The organism is Nesterenkonia aurantiaca (assembly GCF_004364585.1).
GTDB lineage: Bacteria > Actinomycetota > Actinomycetes > Actinomycetales > Micrococcaceae > Nesterenkonia > Nesterenkonia aurantiaca.
The window spans coordinates 165,508-178,423 of sequence record NZ_SOAN01000001.1; the positions used below are offsets into that span (position 1 = coordinate 165,508).

A 12,916-nucleotide genomic window follows, 5' to 3' on the forward strand; every position below is an offset into this window, starting at 1 on the left:
GTGGACATCACCAGCGTTGATCAGACCCTGCGCACCACCGACCCGGACGTCTTCGCTCCGGGCGACTCCTGGCTGGCCGGGGGCACCGTGCTCTACTCCTACGGCTATGACTTCACCAATCCGGCGCCGCGCCGGCTGCTGGACATCACCGCGGCCGGATGGGCCCCGCTGACCTGGCACGACGGCGGCGATGAATCGCCCGACGCGACCGGGGCGGCCGTGGATGCCGTGGATGCCGTGGATGCCGTGGATGCCGGCGTGGCAGGCTGGACCGGGCTGGAGATCGCAGCCACCTGCACCATCGCGCAGTTCCATGCCGCAGCCACCGAGCTGGCCGCCCGCTCGTCCTCCACCGAATCCACCGCCCCCGCCGACTCCGCCGCCCCCACCGTCAGCCTCGCCGAGCTGCCCGGGGTGCGCCTGATGGAGCCTGCGGCCGAGTGCTTCGTGGCCTCCTGGAAGGTGTGGAACACCTCGACGGTGGGCGGCAACGTGGTCACCGCACTGCCCGCGGGACCGATGACCTCCTGGCTGAGCGCGATGGAGGCCACCGCGCTGATCCTGTGCCCCGGCGGCACCCGGCGCACCGCCCCGGTCTCCGAGCTGCTGCGCAGGACCGGTCACACCTGGTTGGCCCCGGGCGAGCTGATCCGGGCCTTCTTCGTCCCCGCCAGCACCCTGGCGCGGCCCACGCTGATGGTGCGCGAATCACTCACCCGCTACGGACGCTCCGCCACCCTGCTGCTGGCCTCCCCGGTCCCCGGCCGCGCCTCAGGCGCTGTCCGGCTGACCGTCACCGCGAGCACCGTGCGTCCGATGATCCTGCAGCTGCACGCCGAGGACGACGTGGCCGAGGTGATCCGCACCCAGATCCCCGCATCGCTGTGGAACGACGACGTGCACGGTGATCGCGACTGGCGGATCGAGTCCACCATCCGACTGGCCGCCGAGCTGTGCCAGGAGCTGCGCGCCCTCCCCTGCGTGGGCAGCTCCCCCGAGTTCGGCGGGTCCGCCACAGCGCGACTGCCCGAGCCCACCTCGACCCTGCCGGCTGGCTCCACCGCGACCTCCTCCGCCGACCTCGCTGACCCCACCGACGCCACTCGCGCCACCGACCCCATCAACTTCTCCGACACTACTGAAACTGCTGACACTGCTGACACCAGCCCGCCACAGGTCTCCGTGGACGGCAGGCAGCTCACCCTGGACCCTGCCCCGGGCCAGTGCCTGCGCACCTTCCTGCGCGACGCCGGCTCGGCAGGAGTCAAGCGCGGCTGCGACGCCGGAGACTGCGGCGCCTGCACGGTGCACCTGGGCCGGCCCGGCGAGACACCCACCGCCGTGCACAGCTGCATCATCTCGGCAGAACGTGTCGCCGGATCAGAAGTCACGACCGTACAGGGCCTGAGTCCTGAGGCTGTCGCGCGAGTCCAGGCCGGCGGAGATGCCGAGGACCCCGAGGCCCTGCACGCCGCACTGCACCCCACCCAGCGCGACTTCCTCGAGGCCCACGGGTTCCAGTGCGGCTACTGCACCCCCGGATTCCTGATGACCGCCACGGCGCAGAGCCCCTACTCCCCGGCCACCGGGGCGCAGACCGATCCCGAGGACCCGGACACGCTGCGCCGATTCAAGGGCAATCTCTGCCGGTGCAGCGGCTACTGCTCGATCAAGGACGCGCTGACCAAGACCCCACGGGTCAGCACCGACTCCGCTCCCGGCAGCAGCCCGGTGCCTCCGGCGGGACCCGCCGTGGTCACCGGCACCGCGGCCTACACCTTCGACGAGGCCGGCGAGCGCCCCCAGGAGCCGCCGCTGCACCTGGTGGTGATCCGCTCCCCCCACGCCCACGCATACATCCGCGGCATCAACTCCGCCGCAGCGCTTGCCTCCCCCGGGGTGCTCGCGGTGCTCACCCACGCAGACGCCCCCGCCGAGCTCTACTCCTCGGCACAGCATGAGCTGGTGGAGGACGACCCCGCGGACACCCGAGTCCTCGACGACGTGGTCCGGCACGTGGGGCAGCGGGTCGCCGTCGTAGTCGCGGAGACGCGTCGGCAGGCCGAGCGCGCCGTCGCCCTGGTCGAGGTCGACTACGAGCTGCTCCCGACGGTGCTCGACCCCCGCCAGGCCCAGGCGGACTCCGCTCCGGCGATCCACGGGGACAAGGACTCCGCCACCCACCGGATCCTGTTCCCGCAGAAGAACCTGATCGCGGTGGCCTCCAGCTCACAGGGCCAGGCCGCCCAGGAGCTCTCCCAGCCGGCTGAGGATTCCGGGGCAGCCGGATCAGCCGGCCCGACCGGGTCAGCTGTGCCGGCTGGGTCCGCCGCCCCGGGCTCCGACTCCCCGGGAGGCGCCGAGTATTCGGCGAGCTTCGAGACCCATCGGACCTCCCATGTGGCCCTGGAGACCCACGGTGCGTTGGGCTGGATCGATGAGCTCGGCCGCTACACGCTCCGGTCCTCCACCCAGGTCCCGTTCCTGGTCCGGCGCACGCTCTGCCGGGTCTTCGGGCTCGCCCCGGAGGCGGTGCGGGTGTTCGCGCCCCGGGTCGGGGGTGGCTTCGGCTCCAAGCAGGAGGTGCTCACCGAGGACCTGGTGCTGCTGGCCCTGCGCACCTTGGCGGCCCGCGGAATCACCCGCCCGGTGCAGCTGGAGCTGACTCGCTCCGAGGCGCTGGCCGCGACCACCACCCGGCACCCGTTCCAGATGCAGGTCTCGGTGAGTGCCTCCGCGACGGGTCGGCTCGAGGCGCTGGCGCTGCAGGTGCTCTCCGACACCGGGGCCTACGGCAACCACGGGCCCGGGGTGATGTTCCACAGCATCACCGAGTCGATGCAGCTCTATTCGGCTCCGCATAAGCAGGTCCACGCCGAGGTCGTCTACACCAACAACCCTCCGGCCGGGGCGTTCCGCGGCTATGGGCTGAGCCAGACCACCTTCGCGGTGGACTCCGCCATGGACGAGCTGGCCCGCCGGCTCGGAGAGGATCCGTTGCGCTTCAAGGCCGCGAACATCGTGGCCCCCGGGGAGCTGCTCTTCGGCGCCGAGCATGATGATGTGGCCGCCGACGTCGACGGGCTGCAGCAGTGCCTGCAGATCATCGGGGACCGGCTGCGCACCGGGGAGCTCACCGCCGCCGAGCAGGCCCAGTGCGAGCGGCTGCTCAGCGAGGAGCGCCACGGCGGGTTCGGCGACGGCGCGGACTCCAGGCCTGCCGCCTCACCGGCGGGTGCGGCCCTGGGTGACTGGGCGGTGGGCACAGGCACGGCCGTGGCCATGATCGACACCGTCCCGCCCAACGGGCACCACTCCCACGTCACCGTCACCGCCCAGGGCGAGGGGCGCTACCTGCTCAAGGTCGGCACCGCAGAGTTCGGCAACGGCACCTCCACGGTGCACCGGCAGGTGGTCGCTGAGGTGCTGGGCACCACCGCGGAGAAGATCCAGCTGATCCAGGCCGACACCGACGCGGTGCGCTTCGACACCGGCGCCTTCGGCTCCACCGGGATCACGGTGGGCGTGAAGGCGGCCCACGCCGCCGCGCAGGACCTGCTGGGCAAGCTCGCGGCCGATCCAGAGGCGGACCCGGTCGGAATGACCGGCGAGGGCACCTGGGCCGGGACGCCGCGCTCGGTGTCCTTCAACGTGCAGGGGTTCCGGATCGCGGTGGACCGGCACAGCGGCACCCTGGCCATCCTGCAGTCGGTCCACGCCGCCGACGCCGGGGTGGTGCTCAACGAGGCCCAGTGCCGCGGACAGATCGAGGGCGGGGTGGCTCAGGCGCTGGGCGCGGCGATGTTCGAGGAGCTCGAGATCGACGCGGCCGGACAGGTCACCACCGACATCCTGCGCAACTACCACGTGCCGCAGATGGCCGATGTGCCGCGCACCGAGGTGTACTTCGCGAAGACCCACGATCCGATCGGCCCGCTGGGCGCGAAGTCGATGTCCGAGGCCCCGTTCAACCCGGTGGCCCCGGCGCTGGGCAATGCGATCCGGGATGCGATCGGGCTGCGAATGACCCGCACCCCGTTCCGCAAGGACCGGATCGCGCAGGCGCTGCGGAGTGCTCAGTCCTGTGAGCCGATGGTGGACCAGGCAAGAAGGTCCTGAGGGGTGTCGATATCCGCCGCATCTGCGACCTCGCTGATGTCGATGGCATCCACCAGCCCCGGGTGCGCACGCAGGTAGGCGCGCGCACCTTCATCTCCGACGGCGAGCGCGGCGGCCTGCCCCGCCCGGTCCAGATCGAACACCACCGGATGGGTCGGAGTCCCGCCGAGCACGCCGCGGGCGATGCGCCCCGGAGCCTGTGCTTCGAGCACCCGGCGCAGAGCGGTGGAGCTGATGCCGGGCTGGTCGACCAGGACGACGGCGACCCGCCCGGCTCCGCGCTCGGCCGCGGCTCGGACGCCCGCCCGGAAAGAGACCGAGAGTCCCTGCTCCCAGTCGGGGCAGTCCACGACCTCCGAGTCCGTCCAGGAAGGATGCTGGCTCAGCGCGGCACGGACCTCGCCGGCCCGGTGGCCGAGCACCAGCAGCGGCGAGGTCCCGGCCTCTCGGGCGCAGCGCAGGGCCCGTGCGGCCAGCGTCTCCCCGGCCACGCGGATCAACGCCTTGCCCTGCCCGTGGAGACGGGTGCCGGCGCCGGCGGCGAGGATCACGGTCGCGTCAGGTTTCTCGGTCACGTAGGGCATGGCAGTTCCTGCATCTCGGCGCCTTCCTGGCTCAGGCGCGCGCCGAAGCGGCCCTGCCGAGCAGGATCAGCTTCTCGCCCAGGCCATAGCTGCGGTTTGCGAGCTGCCGGACGTATCCCTTGGCAATCATCGTGCGCAGCAGCCGATGTGCGGTCGGCGCGGGCAGTCCGGTCTCCTCGGCGAGCTCGCTGAGACTCAGCTGCCCGCCATGAGCGTTGATGACCTCGAGGATGTCCAGCGCCCGATCCACTGACTGCACCCCTGGGGCACGCGGGGCTGAGCTCGGCGCGGCTGTGCCGGTCGCTGCGACCACGGTCTGCTCCTTCTGCTCATCCATGCTTGGCTCAGCGCCTGAGGGTGCTGAGTTCGGGGCTGCCCAGTCCCTGCAGGAACCCGCCCACCGGGGCCAGTGCGCTGGTGGTGTCCTGGGCGGTGTAGAGCGGGGTGCCGCGCAGCACCGCGCCGACCACGGCGCCGGTGATCTCATAGTGGTCATAGGCCGAGATCGGGTTCTTATGGGCCAGACCTGCGGCGGAGGTCAGGTTCGTCGGCCTCGGGTCATAGATGACCAGGTCCGCGTCCCTGCCCAGTGTGATGCTTCCCTTCCGGGGCAGCCCGGCCAGCAGCGCGGTGTTGGTGGCCATCCAGGCGCTGACCGTCTCGATCCCGATGCCGCGCAGCCGGGCCTCGTGGGCCACGGCGGAGAATCCCACCTGCAGTCCGGAGATTCCACCCCAGGCCTGTTGCAGATCAGGTGCCCCGCGGCGCTTCTCCTCCGCGGTGGAGGGCGAGTGATCGCTGACCACGGCGTCGATGATGCCCTCGCGCAGTCCCTCCCAGAGCGCCTCGCGGTTGCCGCGGTCACGGATCGGCGGGCAGCATTTGAACTCCGCCGCACCGTCCGGAATCACCTCGGCGTCGAAGCAGAGGTAGTGCGGGCAGGTCTCCACGGTCAGCGGGAGGCCCTCATCGCGGGCCTGCGCGATGATGTCCAGGGCACGGGCCGAGGCCAGGTGCAGGATGTGGGTGCGGCAGCCGGTCTCGCGCACCGCTTCGATCAGGTCGCTGACCGCCGCGACCTCGGCGTCGTGGGGCCGGGTCTGGGCCCAGTCCGCGTAGTGGCTGAGCCGGCGTCGTCCTCCGGTGAGCTCGGTGGCCCGCTCGATGGTCTCGGCATCCTCGGCGTGGACGATCACCAGCCCGTCGAAGCTGGCGACCTCGGTCATCGCTTCGCGCAGCTGGGAGGCGTTGACCGGAGGAAACTCGTCCACCCCCGAGGGGAGCAGGAAGCATTTGAAGCCGAAGACCCCGGCCTCCCAGAGCGAGCGCAGCTGCGCGGTGTTGCCCGGGACGATGCCGCCCCAGAAGCCGACGTCGACGAAGGTCTGACCGGCGGCGGCCCGCTGCTTGATCCGCAGCGACTCCACGTCCACGGTGGGTGGGATGGAGTTCAGCGGCATGTCGACCACTGCGGTGACCCCGCCCAGCGCCGCGGCCATGGTTCCGGTGGCGAAGCCCTCCCAGCTGGTCCGGCCGGGTTCGTTGATGTGCACGTGGGTGTCGACGTTGCCGGGCAGCACCTGATGTCGGGGGTCGACCACGGTCATCCCCGCACCGGCGCCGACGTCGCTGGCCTTGACGATCTCCGCGCGACGTCGCCCCTCCCCCGCGCTGAGTCGGTGGATTCGGACGATCTCTCCCCCGAGGATCTCCAGGTGGGCCGGGGCGAATTCGCCCTCGAGCAGGACCTGCTCGGCGATGAGGTGGCGCAGGATCATCGGCTCGGCTCCGCTTCTGCGGCGGGGTCTGCCGAGGTGCCTGCGGCGGGGTCTCGACCCGCCGGGGCCTGTTTCGGCAGCACAGCGTTCAGCACCACCGCGCTGAGCATCGCCGGCACGATCCCGGAGGACAGCAGCAGCGCGATGTCGGCGGAGAAGGCGGCGGTCACCTCCTCCGGGGCGAAGGAGAAGCCGATGCCGAGCCCGAGGGAGACCGCGACGATCAGCATGGCGCGGCGGTTGAGCACCTCGCTGCCGATCACCTGGATGCCTGCGGAGGCGACCATCGAGAACATCACCAGCACCGCACCGCCGAGCACGGCGTAGGGGATGGTGCTGAAGAAGGCGGCGAACTTCGGCACGAAGCCGGCCAGCAGCAGGATGCCGCCGGCCAGTGCGACGACGAACCGGCTGACCACCCCGCTGAGCACCACGACCCCGGTGTTCTGGCTGAACGTGGTGTTGGGCATGGCGCCGAAGAGCGCGCCCAGCGAGGTGCCGATGCCATCGGCCATGACACCGCCGCTGAGCTGGCGCGAGGTCGGGGACTTGCCGATCGCGGTGCGCGAGACCGCGGTGAGGTCCCCGATGGACTCCATCGAGGAGGCCAGCGCGATGATGGTGATCGCGATGATGGCGGCGCTGGTGAAGTCCAAGCCGAAGTGCAGCGGCGTCGGGGCGAAGATCCAGTCGGCCTCGGCCACGGCCTGCAGGCTCACCATGCCGAAGGCGGCCGCCACGGCGTAGCCGACGAGGAGACCGATCAGCACGGAGGCCACCGAGAGGAAGCCGCGGCCGAACTGGTTGCATGCCACGGTCACGGCGATCACCAGGGCGGCGATGCCGAAGTGGAACAGCGCCCCGTAGTCACCCGCGGCCTGGGCGGGGGCCCCGCCGGCGGCGTAGTCGATCGCGGTGGGCATGAGCTTAATCCCGATGATCAAGATGATGACCCCGCAGACCAGCGGCGGGAAGAGCCGGGAGATCCAGTGCAGCGCCCCGCCGAAGATCACCTGGACGAACCCGGCCACGAAGGCCCCGCCGAAGACCGCGGCGATGCCGAACTCCTGGGCGATCGGGATCGCCACCGCGAGGAAGGCGAAGCTGGTGCCCTGCATCACCGGCAACCGAGACCCGATCGGCCCCGCGCCGAGGGTCTGCAGCAGTGTGGTCACACCGGAGACGATCATCGCCAGCTGCACCATCAGGGTGGTTTCGCCGGCCGCCATGCCGATGGCGGTGGCCACGATCAGCGGAGGCGCCGCGTTGCCGACGAACATCGCCAGCAGATGCTGGATGGCGAGCGGGAACGCCCGACGCAGCGGCGGCATCTGATCCACCGGGCTGCGCGTCGCCGACCCTGCGTGCGCGGCGTCAGGCTCCGCCGGGGAGGCCTGCGCCTGCTCGGAGGTGCGGGCGGCGGTGGTCTCGGCAGTCATGGGAGCAACTTCCTGTCACGGTGAAACCGGCTGGTTGCTCCCACGGTATGAGTCCGTTGTTAGGGCGGTGTTTCCGAGCGATTACCGCCATAAGAAACATGCGTTCCGCGTTTCATGCACCACGGAACACCTGTTTCTCGTACCCCGCACAGGTGGTCAGCAGAAGCCGCCCAGCCACTCCCAGGCATGCGGCCGGGAGGGGGCGCCGCGGCGGGTCACGGAGGCATTCATCAGACCATAGGGCCGGTCCCCGGCCTGGAAGACCTCGTTCGGGTTCTCCAGGCCGAATCGGCTCAGGTCCACCACATAGTGGTGATTGTTGGGCATCACGAAGCGGATGTCCTCGATCTCGGGCACGGCGCCGAGCACCGCCTCACCGGCGGCGTAGAGGGTCTGTTGCAGGGACAGCGAATGCACCAGCGCGAACTGCTCCAGCACCAGCTGCTTGACCGTGGCGTAGACCGCGTCGAAGTCGGTCTCCGCAGCGCCTCCCTGGGCGCCGGGGTCCGCAGCGAAGAGCCAGCGGGCGGTGATGTCAGTGGCCATGATCCGGTCTTGGGTCTCCGGAAGGGTGGTGTACCGGTCTCGGGGAAATCCGGAGAATTCGCTGCCGGTGGTCTTGAGCACGGTGAGATCGCTGAACCCGCCCAGCAGGTGCTCCACCCCGTCCTGGACGGTGAGCGCGGCGGTGCGGATCTCCTGCTTGGACTTCACGAAGGAATGCTCATGGGCGCGCGGCTCACCTTCGGGTCCGGGCACCTGGATCCGTTCCCAGGGGTAGGACTCCGCGGTCCAGCGGCCCCCGCTGACCTCGTCCTGCGCGGTGAAGTGCCGGCCCAGCAGGAGCAGGAACTCCTCGGGGGTGGAGATCCCGTGCTCCTTGGCGAAGGCGTAGACCGTGTTCTTCTGGGTATCGGTGGCGATGACCCTGGAGTTGTCTCCGCTGCGGTAGCAGTCGGTGAAGTCCCCGCGCAGCAGCGAGCTCACATTGAGGTCCATGAGCCTATGGACCGGGGTCTCCCGGTTGACCCGGACCACCCGGACCTCGGCCTTGCCGTATTGGTTCGGACCGAGGACGACGTCGGAACTGCTCATGGGGTGCTCCTGTTTCTGGGGGCGCGGAGGTTGTGGCGACTGAGGATGGTGCTGGCAGGCGCGTCCGGGGCGGGTGTGGCCGGGGGCTCAGCTGCCCCGGTAGGTGGTGTAGCCGAAGGGGCTCAGCAGCAGCGGCACGTGATAGTGCTCAGCCGCGGCCTCTACGGAGAACGCGAGGCTCACCTGGGGAAAGAAGTGCTCGACCCCGCGGGCCTCGAAGTGTTCCCCGGTGGCGAAGACCAGCTCGTAGGTCCCGGGGGTCAGCGACTCCGGGCCGAGGTCGCCGACGCGCCCGTCGGCGTCGGTGGTTCCGGCGGCGATCTGCTGCTGCTCCGGTCCGCGCAGGGTGACCTGGATGCCCGCGGCGGGGGCTCCGGTGCTGGTGTCCAGGACGTGGGTGGTGATCAGGCTCATCGTGGCTCCTGTCGTCAGTGCTCGAGCTCGTCGAGTTCGTCGTAGGCCTTCGCGATCGCCGAGAGCCGTCTGCGTCCCGCGCCGAGCTGCCGGTTGAGCACCCCGTTGGCCAGCAGGCTGACCAGGGACATCGCGGCGGCGTAGCTGTCGAAGGCGCCCTCGGAGTCGATGGGGCATTCGATCCAGCAGTCGGCCTCCATCGCGTAGTGCCGGGAGGTGGAGTCACCGAGGCAGAGCAGCTGTGCCGGTGACGCGGCCACCGCCCGCACAGCCCGCCCGAAGACCACGGGACGACGTCGGAAGCCCACCGCCACCACCAGGTCCCCGGAGCCGATCCCGGCAAGCTCCTCGCCCAGGGTCTGCCCCGGCTGCGGGGCCAGGCGCACCTTGGACCGGGTCTGGATGAGCTGCTGGTGCAGGTGCAGCGCGACCGGATAGCTGTTGCGCAGGCCCAGCACGATCACCCGTTCCGCGGCGGCGAGCATCTCCACCGCCTGCTGCAGCCGGCCCTCGGCCAGACCGGCGCCGAGCCGGGCGAGGTTCTCGTGGTCGCGCGCCTCGTGGCGCTGGACTCCGGTGGAGGCGTCGTTGTCGGCCGAGGTCACCGGTGCCGCGGTCGGGACCCCGCGGCTGCGCAGCGCCCGGGCGTGGTCCTTGACCTCGCGGAAGTCCTCGAAGTCCAGCTTCCGGAAGAGCCGGGAGACGGTGGCCTTCGAGACCCCGGTCTCGCGGCTGATGTCCGCGGCGGAGAAGATCGCCAGGTCGCCCAGGTGTTCGAGCAGGAAGTCTGCGACGTGGCGCTCCTGGGGCGGGAGGCTGCCGTAGCGCGCGTCGATCCGGGCGTCGATCCGGGTCTCGGTGTCGAGCCGCGGGTCGGCCTCGGATCGGGACTCTGCGCGGGATCGGGAATCAGGATCCTGGGCGGGGGACTTCGTCATCTGCTGCTCACTCTCGGTGCTCGGCGGCCACGGCCCAGACCGCGCGCTCCAGGGCCTGCAGGGCCAGCGCCACGTCTGTCTCCAGCACATTCTCCTCCGGATGGTGGCTGATCCCGTCCTCGCACCGGGTGAAGAGCATCCCGATCTCGGTGACCGCCGCCATGGCCATGGCGTCGTGACCGGCCCGGGAGTACAGCGTGATCGGGTCGTGGTCCCCGGTCTCGGCGACCCCGGCGGCGAGCGCCTGGCGCAGCCGCGGTGAGCAGCTCACCGTGGGGGCCGAGTGGATCTCTTCGATGACCAGCTCCAGGCAGCGCTGGGTGCAGAAGCCGCTCAGCGCGGCGTGGATCTCGTCCCAGGCGGAGTCGCGCAGCGTGTCGGATTCCGCGCGCAGGTCCAGGGAGAACTCCACCTCGCCGGGGACCACGTTGACCGCGCCGGGGCGGGTGTCGAGCTGACCGACCGTGGCGATGACCCCGCGGTCTCGGCCGATCCGTTCGACGTCGAGCACCGCCTGGGCGGCTCCGATCAGCGCGTCGCGGCGGCGTTCGTAGGGGGTACCCCCGGCGTGCCGGGCCTCCCCGAGGATGGTGAGCTTGAACCGACGGGCTCCGGCGATCGAGCTGACCAGTCCCAGCGGTCGTCCGGCGGCCTCGAGGTAGGGGCCCTGTTCGATATGGGCCTCGAGATAGCCGACCAGGTCTTCGGGCGCCCGCGCGGCGTCGTGGATCTTCTCGGGGTCCAGGCCGAAGTCCCAGAAGGCCTGGGCCATGCTGATGCCCGCGGCGTCGGTGGCCTCCCACCAGCCCGCGTCCCAGGTCCCGGCCATGGCCCGGGAGCCCAGCAGGGTGGCGCCGAAGCGGGTGCCCTCCTCATCGGCGAAGGCGACGATCTCCACGGCGAAGGGCAGCTCGCTGGCGTGCGGGGCGAGTCGACGCGCGGTCTCGATCCCGAGCAACACCCCGAGGATCCCGTCGTAGCGCCCGGCATCGGGCACGGTGTCCAGGTGGGAGGCGATGACCAGGGTGGGCAGTCCGGGCCGGGTGCCCTCGAGCCGCCCGCACTGGTTGCCTGCGGCGTCCTGCCAGACCTCGAGTCCGGCCTCGACCATCCACCGGGCGGCGAGCGCGTTGTGCCGGCGGTGCTCCTCGGTGAGGTAGGCGCGCAGGATGCCCTCGGGCATCGCGCTGATCCCGGCGAGCTCATCACACCGGGCCATGATCAGCGCGGCTGCCGCGTCGCTCGTCATGACAGGGTCACGGCTCATCGGGCGGCCTCCTCGGTGGCCGCGGCGTCCTGATACACCTCGGTGGCCGCGCCGACTCCTCCGCCCGGGTTCAGGTGGGCACCGCCGGCGCGCAGCACCTGTTCCAGTGCGGCCAGGGTGAGCAGCACCGCGTCCTTGCGGGCGTTGTAGCCCATGGTGCCGATGCGCCAGACCTTCCCGTGCAGCGGACCGAAGCTGGTGCCGATCTCGATCCCGAAGTCATGCAGCATCGCCTGGCGGGCCGCATCGCCGTCGATCCCCTCCGGGATCCGCACGGCGACCACGTTGTTCATCTTGTGGGCGATGTCCCCGAAGACCTGCAGGCCCAGGCCCTGTACGCCGGCGAGCATGGCCGCGCCGTGGAGCTGATGCCGGGCGATGGCGGTGTCGATGCCTTCTTGAAGCAGCAGCCGGGCGCATTCGCGGGCGCCGTAGAGCATCGAGGTGGCCTCGGTGTGGTGGTTCAGTCGCTGCGGGCCCCAGTAGTCGAGGATCATCGCCAGGTCGAAGTAGTTCGAGGCGATGCGCCGGCCGCGACCTTCGGTGCCGTCGGCGATGCCCTCCTCCACGTGGCGGCGGGAGCGGATGACCTCCACCGCGCGATCGGAGAGGCTGATCGGAGCGGAGCCGGAGGGCCCGCCGAGGCATTTCTGCAGCCCGGCGGTGACCGCGTCGATCCCCCAGTCGTCGGCGCGGAACTCGTTGCCGGCCAGGGAGGCCGTGACGTCGGTGTAGAACAGCACGCCGTGGGTCCGGCAGATCGCGCCGATGTCCTCAAGCGGCTGGTTCATGGTCGTGGAGGTGTCGCCCTGGACCAGCGCGAGCAGCGTGGGCTGCTCCTCGAGGATGGCCTGTTCGATCTCCTCGGGTGTGAAGACCTCGCCCCAGGCCTTCTCACGGACGGCCACCTCGGCCCCGGCGCGCACCGCGATCTCCTTGAGCAGGTGCCCGAAGCGGCCGAAGATCGGGACCAGCACCTTGGCTCCCGGTTCGATCAGCGAGATCAGTGCGGCCTCGATCCCGGCCCGGGAGGTGCCGTCCACTACCACGGTGGCCTCGTTGGAGGTCTTGAACACCCCGCGGTAGAGCTCCATGACCTCGTTCATGTACCCGGTCATCGCCGGGTCGTACTGGCCCACCAGCTGGGCGGACATGGCGCGCAGCACGCGCGGGTCGGCATTGATCGGGCCGGGGCCCATCAGCAGCCGCGGGGGCGGATTGATCTGGCTGGAACTCATGGAGACCATCGTACTGAAACTATTGTTTCATCCATGAAACGAGG

At 70.6% G+C, this 12,916-nt stretch carries 10 protein-coding genes; 1 reads left to right on the forward strand and 9 read right to left on the reverse strand.

Going from position 1 to position 12,916, the window contains the following annotated elements:
* A complete protein-coding gene (locus EV640_RS00700) occupies window positions 1-4,119 on the forward strand; it encodes a molybdopterin cofactor-binding domain-containing protein (protein WP_133725481.1) in 4,119 nt (1,372 codons plus the stop codon).
* Here the strand turns inward: EV640_RS00700 and EV640_RS00705 are convergent.
* The 9 genes from EV640_RS00705 to EV640_RS00745 form a co-directional block, all read right to left on the reverse strand.
* Entirely contained in the window at window positions 4,077-4,694 is a 618-nt protein-coding gene (locus EV640_RS00705; protein WP_166645828.1) for a nucleotidyltransferase family protein, read from the reverse strand. The two genes, EV640_RS00700 and EV640_RS00705, sit on opposite strands and share 43 nt — an antisense overlap.
* A 40-nt stretch (window positions 4,695-4,734) precedes the next feature.
* Window positions 4,735-5,040, reverse strand: coding sequence for a helix-turn-helix domain-containing protein (locus tag EV640_RS00710; RefSeq protein WP_051500933.1), 306 nt, complete (start codon window positions 5,038-5,040; stop codon window positions 4,735-4,737).
* Between the two features lie 7 nt (window positions 5,041-5,047).
* Window positions 5,048-6,481, reverse strand: coding sequence for an allantoinase AllB (allB, locus tag EV640_RS00715; protein WP_133725483.1), 1,434 nt, complete (start codon window positions 6,479-6,481; stop codon window positions 5,048-5,050).
* A complete protein-coding gene (locus EV640_RS00720) occupies window positions 6,478-7,920 on the reverse strand; it encodes a uracil-xanthine permease family protein (RefSeq protein ID WP_133725484.1) in 1,443 nt (480 codons plus the stop codon). The genes allB and EV640_RS00720 overlap by 4 nt, the downstream gene beginning before the upstream one ends.
* A 156-nt stretch (window positions 7,921-8,076) precedes the next feature.
* Entirely contained in the window at window positions 8,077-9,015 is a 939-nt protein-coding gene (gene pucL / locus EV640_RS00725; protein WP_133725485.1) for a factor-independent urate hydroxylase, read from the reverse strand.
* An 87-nt stretch (window positions 9,016-9,102) separates the two neighbouring features.
* Window positions 9,103-9,429 (reverse strand): hydroxyisourate hydrolase, encoded by a 327-nt coding sequence (gene uraH, locus EV640_RS00730; protein ID WP_133725486.1) that lies wholly within the window; start codon window positions 9,427-9,429, stop codon window positions 9,103-9,105.
* 14 nt (window positions 9,430-9,443) lie between these two features.
* Window positions 9,444-10,367 carry a MurR/RpiR family transcriptional regulator gene (locus EV640_RS00735; RefSeq protein WP_133725487.1) on the reverse strand — a complete coding sequence of 308 codons (924 nt, stop codon included), beginning with the start codon at window positions 10,365-10,367 and terminating at the stop codon, window positions 9,444-9,446.
* Window positions 10,368-10,374: 7 nt separating this feature from the next.
* Window positions 10,375-11,634: an allantoate amidohydrolase gene (locus EV640_RS00740; RefSeq protein WP_243832174.1), complete on the reverse strand. Its 1,260-nt coding sequence runs from the start codon at window positions 11,632-11,634 to the stop codon at window positions 10,375-10,377.
* Window positions 11,631-12,872 (reverse strand): pyridoxal-phosphate-dependent aminotransferase family protein, encoded by a 1,242-nt coding sequence (locus tag EV640_RS00745; protein ID WP_133725488.1) that lies wholly within the window; start codon window positions 12,870-12,872, stop codon window positions 11,631-11,633. The genes EV640_RS00740 and EV640_RS00745 overlap by 4 nt, the downstream gene beginning before the upstream one ends.
* Between the last annotated feature and the right edge of the window lie 44 nt (window positions 12,873-12,916).

Excerpts from the sequence above, each read along its gene's own strand:
- EV640_RS00710 (WP_051500933.1), bottom strand. The coding sequence starts at position 5,040 with ATGGATGAGCAGAAGGAGCAGACCGTGGTCGCAGCGACCGGCACAGCC.
- allB (WP_133725483.1), bottom strand. The coding sequence starts at position 6,481 with ATGATCCTGCGCCACCTCATCGCCGAGCAGGTCCTGCTCGAGGGCGAA.
- EV640_RS00720 (WP_133725484.1), bottom strand. The coding sequence starts at position 7,920 with ATGACTGCCGAGACCACCGCCGCCCGCACCTCCGAGCAGGCGCAGGCC.
- pucL (WP_133725485.1), bottom strand. The coding sequence starts at position 9,015 with ATGAGCAGTTCCGACGTCGTCCTCGGTCCGAACCAATACGGCAAGGCC.
- uraH (WP_133725486.1), bottom strand. The coding sequence starts at position 9,429 with ATGAGCCTGATCACCACCCACGTCCTGGACACCAGCACCGGAGCCCCC.
- EV640_RS00735 (WP_133725487.1), bottom strand. The coding sequence starts at position 10,367 with ATGACGAAGTCCCCCGCCCAGGATCCTGATTCCCGATCCCGCGCAGAG.
- EV640_RS00740 (WP_243832174.1), bottom strand. The coding sequence starts at position 11,634 with ATGAGCCGTGACCCTGTCATGACGAGCGACGCGGCAGCCGCGCTGATC.
- EV640_RS00745 (WP_133725488.1), bottom strand. The coding sequence starts at position 12,872 with ATGAGTTCCAGCCAGATCAATCCGCCCCCGCGGCTGCTGATGGGCCCC.